This window comes from Clavibacter vidaverae (assembly GCF_047529985.1).
GTDB lineage: Bacteria > Actinomycetota > Actinomycetes > Actinomycetales > Microbacteriaceae > Clavibacter > Clavibacter nebraskensis_A.
The window spans coordinates 2,188,515-2,209,187 of record NZ_JBLJAM010000001.1 but is presented as its reverse complement, the minus strand read 5'-3'; the positions used below and the strand labels follow the sequence as shown (position 1 = coordinate 2,209,187).

Genomic DNA, 20,673 nt, shown 5'->3' with positions numbered 1-20,673 from the left:
CCGCGCGCTCCCCGCGACGACCCTCCCGTGACGGCCTCGTACCATGGGGAGGTGTCGACCATCACCCCTCCCCGCGCAGCCGCCTCGGCCTCCGCCTCCCCCGTGCTGCGCGAGGCGTCCCGCCGTCGCACCTTCGCCGTCATCTCCCACCCCGACGCGGGCAAGTCCACGCTCACCGAGGCGCTCCTGCTGCACGCGCACGCCATCGGCTCCGCGGGCGCCGTGCACGGCAAGCAGGGCCGCAAGTCCACGGTCTCCGACTGGATGGACATGGAGAAGGAACGCGGCATCTCCGTGAGCTCCGCCGCGATCCAGTTCACCCACCGCGACACCGTCATGAACGTCGTCGACACCCCCGGCCACGCCGACTTCTCCGAGGACACCTACCGGGTCCTCTCCGCGGTGGACGCCGCGATCATGCTCGTCGACGCCTCCCGCGGCCTCGAGACCCAGACCATGAAGCTCTTCGAGGTGTGCCGCCAGCGCCGCATCCCGATCATCACCGTCATCAACAAGTGGGACCGCCCGGGCCGCGAGCCCCTCGACCTCATGGACGAGATCAAGGAGCGCACGGGCCTCCTCCCCACCCCGCTCACCTGGCCGGTCGGCGAGTCCGGCGCGTTCTTCGGCGTCGTGGACCGCTCCACCGGCGAGTGCGTGCACTTCACCCGCACGGCCGGCGGCGCGAGCATCGCCCCCGAGACGCGCATGTCGCCCGACGAGGCGCTGGCCGCGGCCGGATCCGCCTGGACGAACGCCGTCGAGGAGAGCGAGCTCCTGCACGAGGAGGGCCAGGACCACGACGAGGAGTCGTTCCTCGCCCGCCGCACCACGCCCGTGCTCTTCGCGGCCGCCGTGCTCAACTTCGGCGTGACCCACATCCTCGACGCGCTCGACGCCATCGCCCCGGCCGCCCAGCCCCGCCCGGACGAGAAGGACCGCACGCGTCCCGTCGAGGACGACTTCTCCGGCTTCGTCTTCAAGGTGCAGTCGGGCATGAACACCGCCCACCGCGACCGCCTCGCCTTCATGCGGATCTGCTCGGGCGTCTTCCACCGCGGCATGACCGTCACGCACGCCCAGACCGGCCGCCCCTTCGTCACGAAGTACGCGCAGCAGCTCTTCGGCCGCGAGCGCTCCACCGTCGACGACGCCTACCCGGGCGACGTCGTCGGCCTCGTCAACGCGTCCAACATCCGCGTGGGCGACACGCTCTTCGACGGCTCCCCCGTCACCTTCCCGCGCCTCCCCCAGTTCGCCCCCGAGCTGTTCCGCGTCGTCCGCTCCAAGGACACGAGCACGCACAAGCAGTTCCGCAAGGGCATCGAGCAGCTCGACCACGAGGGCGTCATCCAGGTGATGCGCTCTGACCTCCGCGGCGACCAGGCGCCCGTCCTCGGCGCGGTCGGCCCCATGCAGTTCGAGGTCGTCGTCGAGCGCATGACGAACGAGTTCCGCGCCCCGCTGCGCATGGAGCCGCTCGAGTACCAGGTGGCGCGGATCACGGACGCGGCCTCGGCGCCGGCCCTCGCCAAGACCATCGGCGTGGAGGTGCTGGTCCGGTCCGACGGCACGCACATCGCCCTCATCACCACCCCGTGGCGCCTCAAGGCAATCGAGCGCGACAGCCCCGAGCTCACCCTCGTCGACGCCGCGACGGCCCTCCCGGACGCGTGACGCGCACGTGACCCCCTCGGCCGGTCACCGCGGTGCCCCCGTTCCTGAGCGGGATGCGGCCGTGACCCCCCTGGCAGGTCACGATGCTCTCGATCACGCCACGTCCGCCAGCGGTCCGGCGATGGACACCGTCACCTCCGCCTGCTCCCCGGCGACCGACGACGGTGTCGCAGGCCGAGACCCGGCCGCAGAGATCGACGACGTGGTGGTCCGCGGCCCGTCGATCGACGCCGAGACGCGCTGCATCCACTACGGATCCGCACTCGACGTCGTCGCCCTCCGCGCCCCCTGCTGCGACGCCTGGTACCCGTGCCACCTCTGCCACGCCGCCGTGGCCGATCATCCCCTCCAGGTGATCCCCCGCGCCGAGCACCATCTGCCGGCCGCCCTCTGCGGCGTCTGCCGCGCCACGATGTCCGTCCCCGAGTACCTCGCGGCGGACTCCTGCCCGAGCTGCGGCGCGGCCTTCAACCCCGGCTGCGCAGCCCACGCGCACGTGTACTTCGCGCCCTGACACGTGCGCCTCCGCGGTTCTGCCGGGTTCCCGGATCCACGCCCGCGGCCGCTCGCACGCCCGGGACGGCGCGGACCGCCGGTGTGCGGCCCCGGGTACGACGCTCGGCTAGCCGCCCGCCGGCATGTCCGCGAAGCGCGAGAAGTGCCCGTGGAAGCCGACCGTGATGGTGCCCGTCGGCCCGTTGCGGTGCTTGGCGACGATGAAGTCGGCCTCGCCCGCGCGCGGGTTGTCCTTCTCGTAGGCGCTCTCGCGGTGCAGCAGGATGACCATGTCGGCGTCCTGCTCGAGCGAGCCCGACTCGCGGAGGTCGGAGATGGCCGGCATCTTGTCGGCTCGCTGCTCGGGGCCTCGGTTCAGCTGCGACAGCGCGATGACCGGCACCTGCAGCTCCTTCGCCATGAGCTTGAGGGCGCGAGAGAACTCCGAGACCTCCTGCTGGCGCGACTCGACCTTCTTGCCGCTCGTCATGAGCTGCAGGTAGTCGATGACGACGAGCTTGAGGCCGACCTTCTGCTTGAGCCGGCGGCACTTCGCCCGGATCTCGACGAGCGTCATGTTCGGGCTGTCGTCGATGTAGAGGGGCGCGTCGTTGATGCGGCCGCGCGTCTGCGCGATGGTCGTCCAGTCGCGCGCGTCCACGGTGCCCTTGCGCATGCTCTGCAGGGGCACGGACGCCTCGGCGGACAGGAGGCGCATCGCGATCTCGCTGCGCCCCATCTCGAGGCTGAAGAAGATGGAGGGCATGTCGTACTTGATGCTGGCGGCACGTGCGAAGTCGAGCGCCAGCGTCGACTTGCCGAGCGCGGGGCGCGCGGCGACGATGATGAGCTGGCCGGGGTGCAGGCCGTTGGTGAGAGCGTCGAGGTCGGCGAAGCCCGTGGGCACGCCGGTCATCTGGCCGTCCTTGCCCTTGGCGGCCTCGATCTCGTCGATGGCGACCGTGACCGCGTCCGTGAGCGGCACGTAGTCCTCCGCCTCCACACCACCCGTGACGCCGTAGATCTCCGCCTGGGCGTTGTTGACGAGGTCGACGACCTCGCCCTCGCTGGCGTAGCCCATCTGCACGATGCGGGTGCCCGCCTCGACCAGGCGCCGCAGCACCGCCTTCTCGGCGACGATGGACGCGTAGAAGCCGGCGTTGGCGGCCGTGGGGACGACGCTCGTGAGGGTGTGGAGGTAGTCGGCGCCGCCGGCCCGGCTGAGCTCGCCGAGCTTCGTGAGCTCGTCCGTGACGGCGATGACGTCGGTGGGCTCGCCGTGCGAGTACAGCGACAGGATCGCGTCGAAGATGATCTCGTGCTTGGGGATGTAGAAGTCGATCGCCCGCACCTGCTCGACCGCGTCGGCCACGGCGTCCTTGCTGAGGAGCATGCCGCCGATGGCGCTCTGCTCGGCGAGGAGGTCGTGCGGCGGCGTGCGCTCGTGACCGGCGCGCTTGTCGCGCTCGTCGCGTTCGCCGGCGAGACCCAGATGGGCGATGGACACGTGCGGCTCCCCTCGGTCGGCTGGGCGGATGCGCCCGCACGACCGTTCTAGCTCGGACCACCGACACCGCTCGGAGGGCGTCGGCCGGACCGCTGACGGGCCCTCTCGCGACCCGTTCGACGGGCGCTGCCCCACGATATGGATCCGGTCGTGCCAGGACCAAATGCCCCTGTGGACGAGACTGTGGACAAAGTGGGCGAAACGCCGGGGATCGTGTGGACTACCTGGGGACAGACCTGTGCACTACTGACTTTTTTGAGACCCGAATGCAGATCTGACCAGGACTGGAATTCTCCCCTACCGGTGTGGGAAAACTAGTCTGCACCAGGGCTTGAGAGTTCGTCTGCTAGGGGCTCGCCTGTGGATGAGGGTGGGGATCCAGACCCCTCTGACCGGCTGGTTAACCGCCGATGGCGGTGGGCTCCAGGAGCCCACCGCCATCGTTCCCGTGCTGCGTTACTTCGCGGCGACGACCTGCAGGCTGATCGTGGCGACGATGTCGTCACGGAGCCGGATCGTGGCCTCGTGGTTGCCCGTGCCCTTGATGGGGTTGGGGATCTCGATCTTGCGCTTGTCGACCTGGCCGATGCCGGACTCCTCGACCGCCTTGGCGATGTCGGACGTCTTGACGGAGCCGAAGAGGCGCCCGCCCTGGCCGGCCTTGACGGTCAGCTTGACGATCTTGGCCTCGAGGCGGCTCTTGAGGTCCTGCGCCTCCTCGATGGTCGCGTGCTCGCGAGCGGCACGCGCTGCCTTGATCTGCTCGATCTGCTTCTCGCCGCCGCGGCTCCAGATGACCGCGAAGCCCTGGGGCACGAGGTAGTTGCGGGAGAACCCGTTCTTGACCTCGACGACGTCTCCGGGGGAACCGAGGCCGGAGACCTCGGTCGTCAGGATTACTTTGGACATTCCATTACCCCTTAACGGCCGGAGCCGGCGTAGGGGAGAAGTGCCATCTCACGCGCGTTCTTGACTGCGCGCGCGATGAGGCGCTGCTCCTGCACCGAGACACCGGTGATGCGACGAGCGCGGATCTTTCCCCGCTCGGAGATGAACTTGCGGAGGGTGGCGACATCCTTGTAGTCGATGACGCCGACGCGGATGGACTTCGCCGGGGCGGCGTTCTTGCCGCCCTTGGCTCCGCGGAGAGGCTTGCGGCGGTCGCCGCTGCTCTTTCCAGCCATGATTCTTCCTGTCTTTCGTACGTAGTGCGACGAGCCCTAGAAGGGCGTCTCGTCGTTGAAGTTGCCGGGGTTGGACCAGCCGCCGTCGCCACCGCCGGAGTTGCCGCCGGAGCTCGCGGGGGTGCCCCACGGCTCCTCGGCCACCTGCTGCTGCTGGGGCTGTCCGCCGCCGAACTGGCCACGGCCACCGCCGCCGGAGTTGCCTCCGCCGCCGTTGCCGCCGCCGCCGGCCGCGCGCGTGACCTGAGCGGTCGCGTAGCGGAGCGAGGGGCCGATCTCGTCGACCTCGAGCTCGATGGAGGTGCGCTTCTCGCCCTCCTTCGTCTCGTACGACCGCTGCTTGAGGCGGCCGGTCGCGACGACACGCGAGCCCTTGGTGAGCGAGGACGCCACGTGCTCGGCGAACTCGCGCCACACGCTCGCACGGAGGAAGAGGGCGTCGCCGTCCTTCCAGTCGTTGCTCGCGCGGTCGAAGGACCTCGGCGTGGAGGCGATGGTGAAGTTGGCTACCGCCAGCCCGTTCTGCGTGTACCGCAGCTCCGGATCACTGGTGAGGTTGCCCACGACCGTGATGATGGTTTCGCCGGCCATCGACTACTCCCCGGTCTTCTCGCTGGAAGCGGCCTGCGCCGCCGGCTTGCCGGGCGTCGCCGGAGCGGCGTCCGTGGCGGGAGCCTGGGGGGCGGCGTCTGCGGCCTTGGACGTGGCGGCTGCCTTGCGGGCGGCCTTCTCGTCGGCGAGCTTCGCAGCGGAGGCGACCATGGCCATGGCCTCCTCGGCACGCAGCACCTTGGTGCGCATGACGGCCTCGGACAGACCCAGCTGGCGGTCGAGCTCCTGCGTGGCCTCGCTCGTGGCGGTGAGCTGGACGACGGCGTAGATGCCCTCGTTCTTCTTGTTGATCTCGTACGCCAGTCGACGACGGCCCCAGACGTCGACGTTGTCGACGGTGCCACCGCTCGTGCGGATGACGTTGAGGAACTTGTCGAGACTGGGAGCGACGGTGCGCTCATCGATCTCGGGATCCAGGATCACCATGAGTTCGTACTGATGCGTCACTAACCCACCTCCTTCGGACTTGAACGGTCGCAGACGATCTGCGACAGGAGGGTATGTGCATCTGTCCGCGCGGGGCAGGGGAATCCCGTTGCCGGGCGGACAACCTCGCAAGACTACCGGATGGGGAGGAGTCGCACCAGGCCGGAGATCGTGACGGAGTGGATCAGCCCTGCTCGGCCGCCCACCACGCGACGAGACGGCGCTCGGCCTCCTCCGCGGGGAGCGGGCCCTCGTCGAGACGGAGCTCGAGGAGGAACCGGTACGCGCGGCCGACGACCGGGCCCGGCGGCACGTCGAGGATCCGCATGATCGCCTCGCCGTCGAGGTCGGGGCGGACCGCCGCCATCTCCTCCTGCTCGGCGAGCTCGGCGATGCGGGCCTCGAGGTCGTCGTAGGCGAATCCGAGGCGGTCGGCCTTGCGGCGGTTCTGCGTGGTGACGTCGGCGCGCGTGAGCATGTGCAGGCGCTCGAGCTCGGGGCCCGCGTCGCGCACGTAGCGGCGCACGGCGGAGTCGGTCCAGCCGCCCTCCGTGTAGCCGAAGAAGCGGAGGTGCAGCTCGATGAGGCGGGCCACCGACGCGATCGTGTCGTTGTCGAAGCGGAGGGCGCGCAAGCGGCGCTTGGCCATCTTGGATCCGACGACGTCGTGATGGTGGAAGGTGACGACCCCGCCCGGCTCGAGACGGCGCGTGGACGGCTTGCCGATGTCGTGGAGGAGCGCGGCCAGGCGGAGGACGAGGTCCGGCGCCTCGCCCGGGTGACGGGAGCGCTCGTGGTCGATGGCCTGGTCGAGCACCTGGAGCGAGTGCTGGTAGACGTCCTTGTGGCGGTGGTGCTCGTCGGCCTCGAGCTTCATGGCCGGCAGCTCGGGCAGCACGTGGTCGGCGAGTCCGCCCTCCACGAGCAGGTCGAGGCCCGCGCGCGGCTCGGGCGTGCGCAGGAGCTTGGAGAGCTCGTCGCTGACGCGCTCGACGGAGATATCGAGGATCCGCGGGGCCATGTCCCGGATGGCGGCGAGCGCGGCGTCGTCGAGGCGGAAGCCGAGCTGGGAGGCGAAGCGGACGGCGCGCATCATGCGCAGCGGGTCGTCGCCGAACGAGACCTCCGGGGCCACGGGCGTGCGGAGCACCTGGGAGAGGAGGTCGTCGATGCCGTTCGACGGATCCACCAGGACCACCTGCGGCAGCCGCACGGCGAGCGCGTTGACGGTGAAGTCGCGGCGTACGAGGTCCTCCTCGAGCGAGGAGCCGAACTCGACCTCGGGCTTGCGGGAGACGCCGTCGTACTGGTCGGTGCGGTAGGTCGTGATCTCGACCTGCTCCCCCCGCACGCGCGCGCCGATGGTGCCGAACGCGCGGCCGATGTCCCAGTGGGCGTCGGCGACGGGCTTGACGATCTCGAGGATGCGGTCGGGCCGGGCGTCCGTGGTGAGGTCGAGGTCGGTGGCGGCGCGGCCGAGGAAGGCATCGCGCACGGGACCGCCGACGAGGGCGAGCTCGTGCCCGGCCTCGTGGAAGGCGCGGGCGAGCACGGCGACCGGGGGCGATGCGGCCAGCTCGCGGAGACGCTCGAGGGCCTGTGCGACGCTGTGCATGGTCGGACAGTCTACGGCTGGCCGGGTCCGACATCCGGAGTCCACGGCGAGCGCACACGGGCCGCGAGGGGCGTGCGCTTTAGAATGCCCAGATGCACGCCGCGCCTCGACACGACGCCGGCCCCACCCGCACGGACAGAGCCCTCCGGCTGATCCGGCGATCCGCTCGACGCACGATCTCCACCCTCGTGTGCGTCACGGTCGCCGCCGGGACGCTCGCCGCCGGGACGGTCGCGGGTCCGTCGACCCCGGCGCACGCGGCCACCGAGGGCGTGACGCTCTCCGTCACCCCCGCGGCCGAGGGGATACTCACGCCCGGCCAGGACCTCGCGGTGACCGTCTCCGTGGTGAACGCGACCGACTCCGCGGTGCCCGCGGGGCGGATCGACCTCGACCTCAACCGCACCGTGCTCGACACGCGCGCGAAGCTCGACGGCTGGCTCGACACCGCGTCCACCGACGCCAACGCGCGCACCGGACCGCGCGTCGGCCGCGTCGACTCCCCCGAGGTGCCCGCAGGCGGCACGGTCGACCTGCCCCTCACCGTCCCGGCCGCGACGGTCGCGCTGCAGGGCAGCCGCGGCGGGTTCGGGCCGCGGGGCATCACGGCGGAGCTCGAGGCGGGCGGCGCGGACGTGGCGACCGGCCGCGGGGCCGTCGTCTGGAGCCCAGGGGCGGATCCGGCGCCCACGCCCGTCGCGGCCGTCATGCCGCTCACGGTGCCGCCGAGCGGATCCGACTTCATCGACGCCGAGGCCCTCGCCACGTACACCTCCCCGAGCGGCACGCTCACGCGGCAGCTCGACGCCGTGGTCGACCGGCCCGTGGCGGTCGGGATCGACCCGCGGATCATCGCCTCCATCCGGATCCTCGGCGTCCAGGCCCCCGCGTCCGCCGTCGAGTGGCTGCAGCGGCTCCGCACGATGGCCAACGAGACCTTCGCGCTCGCGTGGGCCGACGCCGACGTCGCGGTGCAGGCGCAGGCGGGCGCGACCACGCTGCTCGCCCCGACCGACACGACCTACGCCGTGCAGGCGAGCCGGTTCGCCGCTCCCGGCACGACGCCCTCTCCCACCCCCACCCCGAGCGGGACGCCCGAGCCCACCGGCTCGCCCGCAGCAGGCGGCACGCGCGGTGGATCCGGCGGCAGCGGCGCCGCGTCGGCGTCCCTGGATCCCACGGAGACGCCCGCGCCCTCGAGCCCCGAGCCGAGCCCCACGCCGACCGCGCCGTCCCCCTCCCCCGTGCCGACCGTCGCCGACCTCACCGCCTGGGACTACACGATGCCCGGGTTCTCCTGGCCCGCCGCCGGCACCGTCACCGCGGACGACCTCGGCGTCCTGGCCGCGAGCGGCAGCACCACGGCGATCCTCGCGAGCGGCGACGTGCAGTCCACCGGCACCGCGCGCGTCGGCGCCACGGGCACCGTGGGCGACACCCGCGTGCTCGTGTCCGACGCGCAGGTCTCGGCCCTCGTCGACCGCGCGCTGTCCGCGGAGACGGACGAGGCCTTCGGCATCGCCCTCGCGCAGCTCTCGGCCACCCTCGCGGCCGACGCCCGCGAGGCCGACGGGCACGTCGTGGTCGCCGGTCTCGAGCGCGGCTGGGCCGCCTCGAACGGCCGCCTGGGTCAGCTGCTCGACGCCGTCCAGGCCCTCCCCTACAGCGACACCGCGCCGCTGGGCACGGCGCTCGGCAGCGCGAGCGTGCCGCTGCAGGTCGTCGACCACCCGCAGGACCCCGGTCGGGTGAGCCGGGTCGCCGACGCCATGTCGCTCGAGGCGCAGGTGGACGCCTTCGCGAAGGCGGTGGAGCGTCCCGAGCTCATCACCGGCCAGCAGCGCCTGCTCCTGCTCTCGACGCTCTCGAACCGCTGGCGTGACGACCCCGACGGCCTCGTGACCGTCCAGGACGGTTACGTCGCGCAGGCGGACGCCGTGCTGTCCTCCGTCGCCATCACCACCCGCCAGAACACGGTCATCAGCGACACGTCGAGCCTGCTCATCAACGTCAGCAACGAGCTCGACCAGCCCGTCACCGTGCGGATGTCGATCATCGCGGGCAGCGGCCGGATCCGCGTCGACGACTCCGCGGTCGTCACCGTCCCCGCGCACGGCAGCGCGTCGGCCCGCCCGCCCATCACCTCCATCTCCAACGGCGACGTCGTGGTCACCGCGCGCCTCACCACCGAGGACGGCTCCGTCCAGATCGGCGAGAGCGCACCCGTCGAGCTGCTGATCCGCGCCGGCTTCGAGGCCGTCGTCACGACCCTGTTCGTGGTCGCCGTCGCGCTCCTGTTCGGCTTCGGCCTGTTCCGCAGCATCCGCAAGCGCCGCCGCGCCCGTGCCCGGCAGCTCGCCGGCCTGCCCGAGGAGACCGATGACTGACCGGATCGCGCCGCCCGCCCCCGGACGGGACCGCGCGTGACCGCGGCCCCCGCCCCCCGCGGCGGCATCGGCCGTGCCTCCGCCCTGCTCGCGTCGGGCACCTTCGTCTCCCGCATCCTCGGCTTCGTCAAGGCCATCGTGCTGCTGCAGACGATCGGCGCGACCCTCGGCAGCTCGAACGCGTTCTCGAACGCGAACCAGCTGCCGAACAACATCTACGTGATCATCGCGGGCGGCGTCCTCAACGCGGTCCTCGTGCCGCAGGTGGTGCGCGCCGCCAAGCACGCGGACGGCGGCGCCGGCTACATCAACAAGCTCGTCACCATCGCGATCGTCGTGCTCGGCGGCGTCACGGTCCTCGCGACCGTCGGCGCGCCCGTCGTCTCGCGCCTCTACGCCGCCACGCTGCCGCCGGACGTCTTCGCGCTCGTCGTCGCGTTCGCGTACTGGTGCCTGCCGCAGATCCTCTTCTACGGGCTCTACGCGGTGCTCGGCGAGGTGCTGAACGCGCGGGGGTCGTTCGGGCCGTTCACGTGGGCGCCGGTCCTCAACAACGTGGTCGCCATCGCCGGGCTCCTCCTCTTCCAGGCCATGTTCGGATCCGGCAGCCGCCCCGTCGACGACTGGAGCCTCGACAAGATCATCGTGCTGGCGGGATCCGCGACCCTCGGCGTGGTCGCCCAGGCGCTCATCCTGTTCGTCTTCTGGCGCCGCGTCGGCCTCCGCTTCCGATTCGACTTCGCCTGGCGCGGGGTCGGCCTCGGCACCGCGGGCCGCCTCGCCGGCTGGACCTTCGGCATGCTCGTCGTCACGCAGCTCGCCGGCATCGCGCAGTCGAACGTGGCGAACATCGCGGCCACCTCGGACAGCCCCTCGAGCACGATCCTGCTCAACGCGTGGCTGTTCTTCATGCTCCCGCACTCGATCTTCGCGGTCTCCATCGCCACCGCCTACTTCACGCGCATGAGCACGCACGCCGGCGAGGGCGACCACGACAGCATGCGCCTCGACCTGTCCTCCGCGATCCGCACGGTCGCCCTCATGACCGTGCTCTCGACGGCGCTCATCGCGGTGCTCGCCGGCCCCGTGGCGCGCGTGATGGTCTCGGGCGACATCGGCGAGGTGCGCGGCTACGGCGTGGTGCTCATCGCGTTCATCCTCGGGCTGCCCGCGTTCAGCACGCTCTTCGTGCTGCAGCGCGCCTTCTACGCCCTGTCGGACACGCGCACGCCGTTCCTCATCCAGTGCGCGCAGGTCGTCGTGTTCATCGCCGGTGCGCTCGTCATCTCGCAGCAGCCGGTCGAGCTCATCGGCGTCGGGCTCGCCGTCCTCCAGACCGTCACCGTCTCCGGGCAGGCCGTCCTCGCGGCGGTGCTCCTGCGCCGACGCATCGGCCGCATCGACGGACGCCGGATCCTCCGCAGCGCCGTCCGCTTCGTCGTCGCCGCCGTCCCCTCCGCGCTCGTCGGCATCGGTCTCCTGGCGCTCATCTCGGGCGGTCCGTTCGAGGGCGTCGGCGTCGCGTCGAAGGGCTCGGCGCTCCTCGTCGGGATCGCCGTGGCCGCCGTCATGACGGCCGTCTACCTCGCCGCCCTGGCCGCCATGCGCTCCTCGGAGCTGCAGCAGCTCACGGGTCCCGTGATGCGCCGCATCCGCCGCCGCTGACCCGCTCGCCGCCTGCGCCCGGGCCCGCGCGCACGCCTGTCCGCAGCCGGCCCCGCGCCCGGTGGAGGCGGAGGAATAGCCGCTACCGTGGGTCTGTTGCAGAGGTGAGCGGGCGCCGGGAAGGCGCCCCGCCGAGCAGTGGAGGAGAAGCCGTCGTGCGTCAGATCATCATCATCGGTTCGGGTCCCGCGGGATACACGGCCGCCATCTACGCCGCGCGCGCCAACCTCACGCCCCTCCTCATCGCGAGCTCGGTCGAGGCCGGCGGCGAGCTCATGAACACGACCGAGGTCGAGAACTACCCGGGCTTCCCCGAGGGCATCCAGGGCCCCGACCTTATGATGGCGATGCAGGCGCAGGCCGAGCGCTTCGGCACCGAGGTCGTCCTCGACGACGTCACGTCGGTGGAGCTGAAGGGCGACGTCAAGCGCGTCACGCTCGGCAACGGCGACGTGCACGAGGGCCTCGCGGTCATCGCCGCGACCGGATCCGCGTACCGCAAGCTCGGCCTCCCCGCGGAGGACCGCTTCAGCGGTCACGGCGTCTCCTGGTGCGCCACGTGCGACGGCTTCTTCTTCCGCCAGAAGACCATCGCGGTGGTCGGCGGCGGCGACAGCGCCATGGAGGAGGCCACCTTCCTCACGCGCTTCGCGGAGAAGGTCTACGTGATCCACCGCAAGGACAGCCTGCGCGCGTCGAAGATCATGCAGGACCGCGCGTTCGAGAACCCCAAGATCGAGTTCGTCTGGAACGCGCAGGTGGTCGACATCACGGGCGGCGAGAAGGTCGACGGCGTCGTGCTCGAGGACACCGTCACCGGTGAGCAGCGTCCGCTCGCGCTCGACGGCCTCTTCATCGCCATCGGCAACGATCCCCGCACGCACCTCTTCCACCAGCAGCTCGAGCTCACCACCGAGGGCACCATCGCCGTCGACGGCCGCTCGTCTCGCACCAACCTGCCGGGCGTGTTCGCCGCCGGCGACGTGATCGACCCCACCTACCGTCAGGCGATCACGGCCGCGGCGTCGGGCACGATCGCCGCCCTCGACGCCGAGCACTTCCTCGCCTCCCTGCCCGACGCGCTGCTCGACGCGGCCTCCGACGGCCCGGACGGAGCCGCAGGCCACGGCGCGCCCGCGGCCGGCAGCGCGGTGGATCCCGACGGCGAGCTCGTCGGCGCCGAGCGCCCCTAGCGACCGGGCCCTCGCGGCCCGCACCACCTCGCGAGCCGGGAACCGCCCGGACCCGCACGAACCACACGAAGGAGCACCCATGTCCCACTCCCGCGACGTCACCGACGCCAGCTTCCAGGCCGACGTCCTCGACGCCGAGAAGACCGTCATCGTCGACTTCTGGGCCCCCTGGTGCGGCCCCTGCAAGGCGGTCTCCCCCGTCCTCGACCAGATCGCCGCCGAGAACCCCGGCATCGAGCTCGTCAAGATCGACGTGGACGACAACCCCGAGGTCGCCATGAAGTACAAGATCACCTCGATCCCGGCCATGAAGGTCTTCCAGAAGGGCGAGGTCGTCAAGACCGTCATCGGCGCGAAGCCGAAGCCGGCCCTCGAGCAGGAGTTCGCCGACTTCCTCAAGTAGGCGGCTCGCGCCTCGACGCGACGTGCACCATCCGGAGGGCCCGGCACCACGAGGTGCCGGGCCCTCCGTCGTCCCCGTGACCGGTGGCGCGCCGACCTCGCGCGGCCGACCACGGGGATCACCCGCGGCCTCCCGTTAGGCTGATCGGCAATCGGAATGTGAGAGACGTGACGTGACACCTGCAGGCAGCCCCCGCGATCCCGCGGGCACCAACCTCGACCCCTGGTTCCCCCACTACGCGGAGAGGACCTCGGGCCTCAGCGCCTCCGAGGTCCGCGCCCTCTTCGCCGTGGCCTCGCGCCCCGAGGTGGTCTCGCTCGCCGGCGGCATGCCGTTCGTCTCCGCCCTCCCGCAGGAGCTCATCGTCACGGCGATGGAGAAGGTCATGCGCGAGCGCGGACCGGTCGCCCTGCAGTACGGCGGCGGCCAGGGGACGCCCGAGCTCCGCGAGGACATCCTCGAGATCATGGCGCTCGAGGGCATCCGCGGCAGCGTCGACGACATCGTCACCACCACGGGCTCGCAGCAGGCGCTCGACCTCGTGACCAAGCTCTTCATCGACCCGGGCGACGTGATCCTCGCCGAGGCCCCCAGCTACGTCGGCGCCATCGGCGTCTTCCGTAGCTACCAGGCCGTGGTCGAGCACGTGGTGATGGACGACGACGGCCTCGTCCCCGAGGCGCTCCGCGAGGCCATTGCCAGGATCCGCGGCGAGGGCCGCAGGATCAAGTTCCTGTACACGGTCCCCAACTTCCACAACCCCGCCGGTGTGACCATGTCCGCCGCCCGTCGTCCCGAGATCCTCGAGATCTGCCGGTCGAACGACATCCTCGTGCTCGAGGACAACCCCTACGGCCTGCTCTGGTTCGACCGTCCCGCGCCGGATGCGATGCGCAGCCTCGACGACGAGGGCGTCATCTACCTCGGCTCGTTCTCGAAGACGCTCGCCCCCGGCTTCCGGGTCGGCTGGGCGCTCGCGCCGCACGCCATCCGTGAGAAGCTCATCCTCGCCCAGGAGTCGGCCGTCCTCTCCCCCAGCTCCTTCAGCCAGCTGATCATCTCCGAGTACCTGCACGCGTCGGACTGGAAGGGCCAGATCGACACCTTCCGCGGCGTCTACCGGGAGCGGCGCGACGCGACGCTCTCCGCCCTCCAGGAGCACCTGCCCGGCCTCTCCTGGACGGTCCCCAACGGCGGCTTCTACGTCTGGCTGAAGCTCCCGGAGCAGCTCGACTCCAAGCAGATGCTGCCCCGTGCCGTCACCGCTCTCGTCGCCTACACGCCCGGCACGGCCTTCTACGCCGACGGCCGCGGCCGCGACGCCATCCGCCTGTCGTTCTGCTACCCCACCCCAGAGCGCATCCGTGAGGGCGTCCGCCGCATGGCCGGCGTCATCGACGACGAGCTGGATCTCCTCAGCACGTTCTCCGGCACGGGCCCGCTCGCGTCGCGCCCCACAACGTCCGTGGCCGCCCCGCCGCCGGACCTCGACTGACCCCGCCCCCACCGACCACGATCGGATCGAGCACCATGACCGCACACGAGCCCCTCTCCGTCGTCGTCCTGGCCGGCGGCATCTCCCACGAGCGCGACGTGTCGCTCCGCAGCGGTCGGCGGGTGGCGGACGCCCTGCGCGGCGTCGGCGTGACGTCCTCCCTCCGCGACCCGGACGCCACCCTCCTCGACTTCCTGCGTGACACGCCCCCTGCGGTCGTCTGGCCCGTGCTCCACGGCGCGAGCGGCGAGGACGGCGCTCTCCTCGGGCTACTCGAGCTCGCCGGCGTCCCGTACGTCGGCTCCTCCGCTCGGAGCGCACGCCTCGCCTGGGACAAGCCCACGGCCAAGGCGCTGGCCGAGTCGGCCGGCATCCGCACCCCGCGATCCGTGACCCTCCCGAAGGACACGTTCCGGGAGCTCGGCGCCGCGGCCGTCCTGCGGCTCGTCACCGAGGCCATGCCGGCGCCGTACGCCGTCAAGCCGGCTCGTGGTGGATCCGCGCAGGGCGTCACCATCGTGCGCGACGCCGACGCGCTCCCCCGCGCCATGGTCGACGCCTACACCTACGGCGACGTGGCCCTCATCGAGCAGCTCGTCGAGGGCACCGAGGTGGCGATCGGCGTGCTCGACACCGGCGACGGACCCGCGGCCCTGCCGGCCACCGAGATCGCCCCGACATCCGGCGTCTACGGCTACGAGGCGCGCTACAACGCCGGTCTCACCCGCTTCTACACGCCGGCCCGCATCACGGCCGCCGCCGCCTCGGCAGCCGCGGAGGCCGCAGTCGGGATCCACCGTGCGCTCGGCATCGGTCAGGTCTCCCGTGTCGACATCATCATCGACGCCGACGGGGAGCCGTGGTTCCTCGAGGTGAACGTCATCCCGGGTCTCACGGAGACCTCGTTGCTGCCTCAGGGCCTGGCTGCCGCGGGCATCGAGGTCGGCGAGCTGTACCGCCGTCTCGCCGAGGCCGCCCTCGCCCACGCAGGGGCTCGCTGACGCCCTCCGCACGGCCGGCTGGGGGAGGAGCCCGGCTCCGCTCCCCCGCTTAGTCAGACGGCGTCAGCGTCGGGCACGCCCATCTCCTGCACGATGCGCGTCAGGTCGCCGAGCGTCGCGAAGTCGATGACGATCTGGCCCTTCTGCGCCGACATCGTCACCCGCACGCTCGTGTTCAGGTGATCCCCGATGCGCTGGGCAGACTCGTCCAGGTGCGCGTTCCGCGCGGACGTCGGGCTCTTCCGCGGCTTGACGGTGCGCTGTCCGCGCTGCGCCGCGGCCTCGGCGGCACGCACGGACAGGTCCTCGTTCACGATCTTGTCCGCGAGGTGCCGCATCGCCTCCTCGTCGCCGGACGAGAGGATCGCGCGCGCGTGACCGGCGGACAGGACACCCGCGGCGACGCGGTGCTGCACGTCCTCCGGCAGGCGCAGCAGGCGGATGGTGTTGGTGATCTGCGGCCGCGAGCGTCCGAGCCGCTGGGCGAGCTCGTCCTGCGTGATCGCGAAATCGGCCAGGAGCTGCTGGTACGCGCTCGCTTCCTCCAGGGGGTTGAGCTCCGAGCGGTGCAGGTTCTCCAGGAGCGCGTCACGGAGCATCGACTCGTCGGCCGTGTCCTTGATGACGGCCGGGATGGTGTCCAGACCGAGCTCCTTGGTCGCACGGAGGCGCCGCTCCCCCATCACGAGCTCATAGCGCGCGCGGCCGTCCGCGTCGGCGCCCAGCGGGCGGACCACGATCGGCTGCAGCACCCCGTACTCGCGGATCGACACCACGAGCTCCTGCAGCTCGTCCGGACGGAAGTCCGTGCGGGGCTGCTGGGCGTTGGGCGTGATGTCCGCGGGATCGAGATTGGCGAGGCGCGCTCCTGGAACGGCCACGAGCTCGGGCTCCTGCTTGCCGTCGGATTTCTTCGTGCGGGCCTCCCCCTGGATCCCGCTGGGTGCGCCGGCGCCGACGCTGTCCGGGAAGAAGACGTCGACGGGCCTGCTGCGCTCGTCGGACGTGGGGATGAGGGCGCCGATGCCGCGCCCCAAGCCGGTTCTCTTCGTTGCCATTACTTCTGGGCTCCTCGGTATGCGATCTCGGCTGCGGCCTCCAGGTAGGAGAGCGCGCCGGGAGAGTTGGGGTCGTAGCTGATGACGCTCTGTCCGTAGCTGGGCGCCTCGCTGATGCGCACGGATCGCGGGATGAGAGTCGTGAGGGTCTGTTGTGGGAAGTGCTCCCGGACCTCGGCCGCCACCTGCTGCGCGAGGTTCGTCCTGCCGTCGTACATCGTCAGGAGGATGGTGGACATCGCCAGATCCGGGTTGAGGTGCTGTGCGATGAGCTCGATGTTCGACAGCAGCTGACTCAGCCCCTCCAGCGCGTAGTACTCGCACTGGATGGGGATGAGCACCTCCTTCGCCGCGCTGAACGCATTGATGGTGAGCAAGCCCAACGACGGCGGGCAGTCGATGAGGACGTAGTCGAATTCGCGGCCACGGTCCGAGGCCAGGAAGGCATCCAGCGCGCGACGCAGGCGGCGCTCGCGCTGTTCGAGGGCGACCAGCTCGATCTCGGCACCGGCCAGGTGGATCGTCGCGGGCACGCAGAACAGCGTGTCGAACTCCGGGCTCGACTGCAGCGCATCCGAGATGGGCACGTCGTCGACCAGCACGTCGTAGACGCTCGGCAGGTCGGCGGAGCGGTCCGCGCCGAGGGCGGTCGATGCGTTGCCCTGCGGATCGAGGTCGATGACCATCGTCCGGGCTCCGGACTTAGCGAGAGCGGCCGCGAGGTTGACCGTGGATGTGGTCTTCCCCACCCCGCCCTTCTGATTGGCGATGGTGAACACCCGCGTGCTCGTAGGACGCGGCAGCACCAGGCCCGCCAATGCCTTCCGACGCCGGCTCGTCTCGGAGAGCTCACGAGCGATGGGACTGAGGTCGTCATCCATGGGAAGCTCCAGATCGAGGATCGCGTGTTGTGGTCTCAGTTCGATGTTTCACGTGGAACATGGTCGTCCTGGTTTCGGTACGGACTCGAAATCGGCACTTGATCAGGAAAAACAACTCCTCGGCCTTACACACGTTCATGCGACGCGTGCCCGGATCACGCGAGTGACCTCCTCGACCTGCCCTTCTCCAAGAGTGAGGACCTCTACGTCTTCGAGGTGGTACTTGCGAATCGCCTTGCTGGCAGCGTCGACTTCCCGCTCCGCATTCGCCCCCTTCATGAGGACGAGCTCTCCGCCGGTCCTGACGAGCGGGACGGTGAGGGGGATGAGCTTCGCGAACGCACTCACCGCTCGTGCCGTGACCTGATCCAACGTGAACTCCTGAGCGACTTCTTCCGCCCGGGCTCGACGAACCACGACGTTGGTCAAGCTCAGGTGAGCCTTCTGCTCTTCGAGCCATGCGACGCGGCGCTCCATGGGCTCGATCAGGACGAACTCCACGTCGGGCCGTGCAATGGCCAGGACCAGTCCAGGCAATCCGGCACCCGTGCCGATGTCCCCGACCACTCCGGCCCTGAGCAGCGGCGCTACGAGTACGGAATTGACGATGTGTCGAGTCCACAGTCGCGGTGGCTCGAGCGGACCGATGAGCCCCAGCTCTTCGCCGCGATTCCCCAGCTGTGCGGCGAATTCGCGCACTACCTCTATCCGGTTACCGAACAGCTGCGGCGCGATCGTCGGCTCTGACTCGATCATGATCGTCTCGGGCATCGCGCTTCCATCCTGTGATCCTCGGTGACGAGCACCTCGAATGTCGACCACCGACGCATGTCACGGACGAGCACGACCGCCGTTCGGCACTCGAGCGAGTTTAGCGGTCGTGGGTGCATGATCTGATCACAGTGGGCGTCAGCGACGAGGTTCAGCGATAGGCATTGACGCTACATGTCCCACGACGTCGTTTCACGTGAAACATGGAGTCCTGGTGCCCGTCTCCCGGACACGCTCTCGGACCGGCCCCGTTCTGCAGTCGCTAGACGCTACGGGCATGAAGCGGAATCACATGGGAGCGCGAGGGCGAGCGACAGGCTATGGACGCGTCCTCCGACTTCGTGAGCGCGCAGCGGCTCCACGCGCACCCGCAGGACGCCGGATCCCCCATCGGCCTGGCCACCGTCTACCGCGCGCTCGACGATCTCGCGGCGGAGGGCGACGCGGACTCGCTGACAACGGGCGTTTCACGTGAAACATGTGCGTCGCCCGCGACCCATGCCATAGACATCTAGATCGGACGCATTTTCGGAACGCGCGACGAGCGGACCCATGCACCGGACCAGGAGGGCGGTAACACGTAACGTGCCTGATGCGTGGTCGCCCCTCCATCGACGCCCCATCAGGAAGGGCAGTCTCATCGAGCCGGTGCGCCATGCGTGCTATTCGGGGCACCTCCGGGAGACACGTTTGTTAACACATTCGTACTAATTCAGCGACGCAGAGGGAGTTGGAGACAGACGAGGCCCGGTCCAACTGGACCGGGCCTCGTGATCTGCAGTCCTGTGGATCAGGCCTTGGTGATCACCGTGTGGCGGTCACGCCCTTCGCCCTCGGACTCGGAGGTGTATCCGCGCTCGGCCACGATGTCATGGACGAGCTTCCGCTCATAGGACGACATCGGCGGCAGCGAAGCGCTCGCGGAGCCGGCGGAGATGCGCTCCACGGCGCGATCCACGAGCTGCGCGAGCTCCGCCTGGCGGGCGTCACGCGAGCCGCCGACGTCCAGGATCAGACGGCTGAACACACCAGTCTTGTTCTGCACCGCGAGACGCGTGAGCTCCTGGAGCGCAGTCACCGTCTCCGGGTTGGACAGCAGACGCAGGTCCTGCGAATCGGCGGCATCCACGGAGACGTACGCACGTCCTCCGCGCTGGTCGATGTCGATGTCTCCGTCGAGGTCGCAGATGTCGAGGAGCTCCTCGATGTAGTCGGCGGCGATGTCGCCTTCGTCTACGGCATCCGGGCCGTCCTGTACGGAGGCGTCCTCCGTCGAGATCTCCCCATCGCCGGGCCCCTCGGCGATCTCCGGGCCGGTCGTGTTCGTCACGTCGCTCATCGGCTCTTGGGTCCTGACTGCTTCTTGGCACGGTTCTTGCCGACCGGCTGCTGTCGCTGGGCCGGCTTGCGCTCCTCGACGACGACGGTCGACGCCTCGCCGGACGCCTCGGGCACGACCAGCTTCCCCTTGCGGGCAAGACGCGCCTCACGGGCGCGCGCCGCCTCGCTGCCAGGGGTCGGCATGTTGCGGATGACGAGGAACTGCTGGCCCATGGTCCAGAAGTTGGAGACGAGCCAGTAGAACATGACGCCGAGCGGGAACGCGATGCCGGACACCGCGAAGACCAGCGGGAGGATGTACAGCAGGATGCGCTGCTGCTTGAACATCGGGCTGGCCTTGGTCTCCTCGGACATGTTCTTGGCCATGATCTGCAGCTGCGTGATGAACTGCGACGCGCTCATCAGGATGACCATGGTGGTCGCGATGACGATGACCGTGACGTTGCCGTTCGCCGTGGAGATGGCGGACTGCAGGGGAGCGCCGAGGAACGACGACTCGCCGAAGGACCGGGAGAGCTCGGCGTTGAGCAGTCCGATGCCCGGCAGCTCCTCGACCGCGGCTCGGTGGAGCACCGAGTAAAGGGAGAAGAAGATCGGCATCTGCAGCAGGAGCGGCAGGCAGCTGCTGAGCGGGTTGGTGCCCGTGTCCTTGTAGAGCGCCATGGTCTCGCGAGACATGGCCTCGCGCGAGAACTGGTCGCGCTTGCCCTTGTACTTGTCCTGGATCTTCTTCAGCTGCGGCGCGACCTCCATCATGCGGCGCTGGTTCTTGATCTGCCGGACGAAGATGGGGATGAGCGCCGCGCGCACCACGAGGACGAGGCCCACGATGGACAGCACCCAGGTGGCGCCGTTGTTCGGGTCGAGCCCGAGGCTGGTCCAGAGGGTGTGGAAGCCGACCAGGATGAGTTCGATGACCCACTTGATCGGCCACAGGATCGTTCCGAGGAAGTCCATGAGGT

At 70.2% G+C, this 20,673-nt stretch carries 19 protein-coding genes and 1 pseudogene; 9 read left to right on the top strand and 11 right to left on the bottom strand.

Features of this window, described 5'->3' with window-relative positions:
- The first annotated feature begins 51 nt into the window (after positions 1-51).
- Positions 52-1,677: a peptide chain release factor 3 gene (locus ACMT9T_RS10465; RefSeq protein ID WP_414745490.1), complete on the top strand. Its 1,626-nt coding sequence runs from the start codon at positions 52-54 to the stop codon at positions 1,675-1,677.
- 121 nt (positions 1,678-1,798) lie between these two features.
- Entirely contained in the window at positions 1,799-2,191 is a 393-nt protein-coding gene (locus ACMT9T_RS10460; protein WP_414745489.1) for a CHY zinc finger protein, read from the top strand.
- 108 nt (positions 2,192-2,299) lie between these two features.
- Here the strand turns inward: ACMT9T_RS10460 and dnaB are convergent, their stop codons facing one another.
- From dnaB to ACMT9T_RS10430, 6 genes and pseudogenes are all read right to left on the bottom strand, one after another.
- Complete coding sequence (dnaB, locus tag ACMT9T_RS10455; protein WP_012039646.1) at positions 2,300-3,679, bottom strand: replicative DNA helicase; 1,380 nt, start codon at positions 3,677-3,679, stop codon at positions 2,300-2,302.
- Positions 3,680-4,135: 456 nt separating this feature from the next.
- A complete protein-coding gene (gene rplI, locus ACMT9T_RS10450; protein ID WP_012300302.1) occupies positions 4,136-4,588 on the bottom strand; it encodes a 50S ribosomal protein L9 in 453 nt (150 codons plus the stop codon).
- An 11-nt stretch (positions 4,589-4,599) separates the two neighbouring features.
- Complete coding sequence (gene rpsR / locus ACMT9T_RS10445; RefSeq protein ID WP_012039648.1) at positions 4,600-4,863, bottom strand: 30S ribosomal protein S18; 264 nt, start codon at positions 4,861-4,863, stop codon at positions 4,600-4,602.
- A gap of 36 nt (positions 4,864-4,899) precedes the next feature.
- Positions 4,900-5,454, bottom strand: a complete 555-nt coding sequence (locus ACMT9T_RS10440) for a single-stranded DNA-binding protein (protein ID WP_043583663.1) — start codon at positions 5,452-5,454, stop codon at positions 4,900-4,902.
- A 102-nt stretch (positions 5,455-5,556) separates the two neighbouring features.
- Positions 5,557-5,901, bottom strand: a pseudogene (rpsF, locus tag ACMT9T_RS10435) (30S ribosomal protein S6); the annotation flags it as partial.
- A gap of 184 nt (positions 5,902-6,085) precedes the next feature.
- Entirely contained in the window at positions 6,086-7,516 is a 1,431-nt protein-coding gene (locus ACMT9T_RS10430) for a CCA tRNA nucleotidyltransferase (RefSeq protein WP_414745488.1), read from the bottom strand.
- A 92-nt stretch (positions 7,517-7,608) separates the two neighbouring features.
- On the opposite strand from ACMT9T_RS10430, the gene ACMT9T_RS10425 reads away from it, so the two are divergent.
- From ACMT9T_RS10425 to ACMT9T_RS10400, 6 genes are all read left to right on the top strand, one after another.
- Positions 7,609-9,903: a DUF6049 family protein gene (locus ACMT9T_RS10425; RefSeq protein ID WP_414745487.1), complete on the top strand. Its 2,295-nt coding sequence runs from the start codon at positions 7,609-7,611 to the stop codon at positions 9,901-9,903.
- A gap of 36 nt (positions 9,904-9,939) precedes the next feature.
- Complete coding sequence (gene murJ, locus ACMT9T_RS10420) at positions 9,940-11,568, top strand: murein biosynthesis integral membrane protein MurJ (RefSeq protein WP_414745486.1); 1,629 nt, start codon at positions 9,940-9,942, stop codon at positions 11,566-11,568.
- Positions 11,569-11,723: 155 nt separating this feature from the next.
- Positions 11,724-12,761 carry a thioredoxin-disulfide reductase gene (gene trxB / locus ACMT9T_RS10415; RefSeq protein ID WP_414745485.1) on the top strand — a complete coding sequence of 346 codons (1,038 nt, stop codon included), beginning with the start codon at positions 11,724-11,726 and terminating at the stop codon, positions 12,759-12,761.
- Positions 12,762-12,840: 79 nt separating this feature from the next.
- The gene (gene trxA / locus ACMT9T_RS10410) at positions 12,841-13,164 is read left to right on the top strand and encodes a thioredoxin (protein WP_043667755.1); all 324 of its coding nucleotides are present in this window, start codon (positions 12,841-12,843) and stop codon (positions 13,162-13,164) included.
- Between the two features lie 172 nt (positions 13,165-13,336).
- Positions 13,337-14,659 (top strand): aminotransferase-like domain-containing protein, encoded by a 1,323-nt coding sequence (locus ACMT9T_RS10405; protein ID WP_414745484.1) that lies wholly within the window; start codon positions 13,337-13,339, stop codon positions 14,657-14,659.
- Between the two features lie 35 nt (positions 14,660-14,694).
- Entirely contained in the window at positions 14,695-15,660 is a 966-nt protein-coding gene (locus ACMT9T_RS10400) for a D-alanine--D-alanine ligase family protein (RefSeq protein ID WP_414745483.1), read from the top strand.
- A gap of 53 nt (positions 15,661-15,713) precedes the next feature.
- On the opposite strand, the gene ACMT9T_RS10395 is transcribed toward ACMT9T_RS10400, so the two are convergent.
- From ACMT9T_RS10395 to rsmG, 3 genes are all read right to left on the bottom strand, one after another.
- Positions 15,714-16,718, bottom strand: coding sequence for a ParB/RepB/Spo0J family partition protein (locus ACMT9T_RS10395; protein ID WP_414745482.1), 1,005 nt, complete (start codon positions 16,716-16,718; stop codon positions 15,714-15,716).
- A complete protein-coding gene (locus tag ACMT9T_RS10390) occupies positions 16,718-17,599 on the bottom strand; it encodes a ParA family protein (protein ID WP_414745481.1) in 882 nt (293 codons plus the stop codon). Before ACMT9T_RS10390 ends, ACMT9T_RS10395 begins: the two co-directional genes overlap by 1 nt.
- A gap of 135 nt (positions 17,600-17,734) precedes the next feature.
- Positions 17,735-18,370: a 16S rRNA (guanine(527)-N(7))-methyltransferase RsmG gene (rsmG, locus tag ACMT9T_RS10385; protein ID WP_414745480.1), complete on the bottom strand. Its 636-nt coding sequence runs from the start codon at positions 18,368-18,370 to the stop codon at positions 17,735-17,737.
- A 287-nt stretch (positions 18,371-18,657) separates the two neighbouring features.
- Here rsmG and ACMT9T_RS10380 point away from each other — a divergent pair, with 287 nt between their 5' ends.
- The gene (locus ACMT9T_RS10380; RefSeq protein ID WP_414745874.1) at positions 18,658-18,885 is read left to right on the top strand and encodes a transcriptional repressor; all 228 of its coding nucleotides are present in this window, start codon (positions 18,658-18,660) and stop codon (positions 18,883-18,885) included.
- A gap of 275 nt (positions 18,886-19,160) precedes the next feature.
- On the opposite strand, the gene ACMT9T_RS10375 is transcribed toward ACMT9T_RS10380, so the two are convergent.
- Together ACMT9T_RS10375 and yidC are read right to left on the bottom strand one after the other, a co-directional pair.
- The gene (locus tag ACMT9T_RS10375) at positions 19,161-19,709 is read right to left on the bottom strand and encodes a Jag family protein (RefSeq protein WP_414745479.1); all 549 of its coding nucleotides are present in this window, start codon (positions 19,707-19,709) and stop codon (positions 19,161-19,163) included.
- Complete coding sequence (gene yidC / locus ACMT9T_RS10370; RefSeq protein ID WP_414745478.1) at positions 19,706-20,668, bottom strand: membrane protein insertase YidC; 963 nt, start codon at positions 20,666-20,668, stop codon at positions 19,706-19,708. The genes ACMT9T_RS10375 and yidC overlap by 4 nt, the downstream gene beginning before the upstream one ends.
- Positions 20,669-20,673: the final 5 nt, after the last annotated feature.

What these genes read in the sequence shown, in the direction of transcription:
- ACMT9T_RS10460 (WP_414745489.1), top strand. Translation starts at nt 1,799, where the DNA reads ATGGACACCGTCACCTCCGCCTGCTCCCCGGCGACCGACGACGGTGTC.
- rplI (WP_012300302.1), bottom strand. Translation starts at nt 4,588, where the DNA reads ATGTCCAAAGTAATCCTGACGACCGAGGTCTCCGGCCTCGGTTCCCCC.
- rpsR (WP_012039648.1), bottom strand. Translation starts at nt 4,863, where the DNA reads ATGGCTGGAAAGAGCAGCGGCGACCGCCGCAAGCCTCTCCGCGGAGCC.
- ACMT9T_RS10440 (WP_043583663.1), bottom strand. Translation starts at nt 5,454, where the DNA reads ATGGCCGGCGAAACCATCATCACGGTCGTGGGCAACCTCACCAGTGAT.
- ACMT9T_RS10430 (WP_414745488.1), bottom strand. Translation starts at nt 7,516, where the DNA reads ATGCACAGCGTCGCACAGGCCCTCGAGCGTCTCCGCGAGCTGGCCGCA.
- ACMT9T_RS10425 (WP_414745487.1), top strand. Translation starts at nt 7,609, where the DNA reads ATGCACGCCGCGCCTCGACACGACGCCGGCCCCACCCGCACGGACAGA.
- trxA (WP_043667755.1), top strand. Translation starts at nt 12,841, where the DNA reads ATGTCCCACTCCCGCGACGTCACCGACGCCAGCTTCCAGGCCGACGTC.
- ACMT9T_RS10400 (WP_414745483.1), top strand. Translation starts at nt 14,695, where the DNA reads ATGACCGCACACGAGCCCCTCTCCGTCGTCGTCCTGGCCGGCGGCATC.
- ACMT9T_RS10395 (WP_414745482.1), bottom strand. Translation starts at nt 16,718, where the DNA reads ATGGCAACGAAGAGAACCGGCTTGGGGCGCGGCATCGGCGCCCTCATC.
- ACMT9T_RS10390 (WP_414745481.1), bottom strand. Translation starts at nt 17,599, where the DNA reads ATGGATGACGACCTCAGTCCCATCGCTCGTGAGCTCTCCGAGACGAGC.
- rsmG (WP_414745480.1), bottom strand. Translation starts at nt 18,370, where the DNA reads ATGCCCGAGACGATCATGATCGAGTCAGAGCCGACGATCGCGCCGCAG.
- ACMT9T_RS10375 (WP_414745479.1), bottom strand. Translation starts at nt 19,709, where the DNA reads ATGAGCGACGTGACGAACACGACCGGCCCGGAGATCGCCGAGGGGCCC.
- yidC (WP_414745478.1), bottom strand. Translation starts at nt 20,668, where the DNA reads ATGGACTTCCTCGGAACGATCCTGTGGCCGATCAAGTGGGTCATCGAA.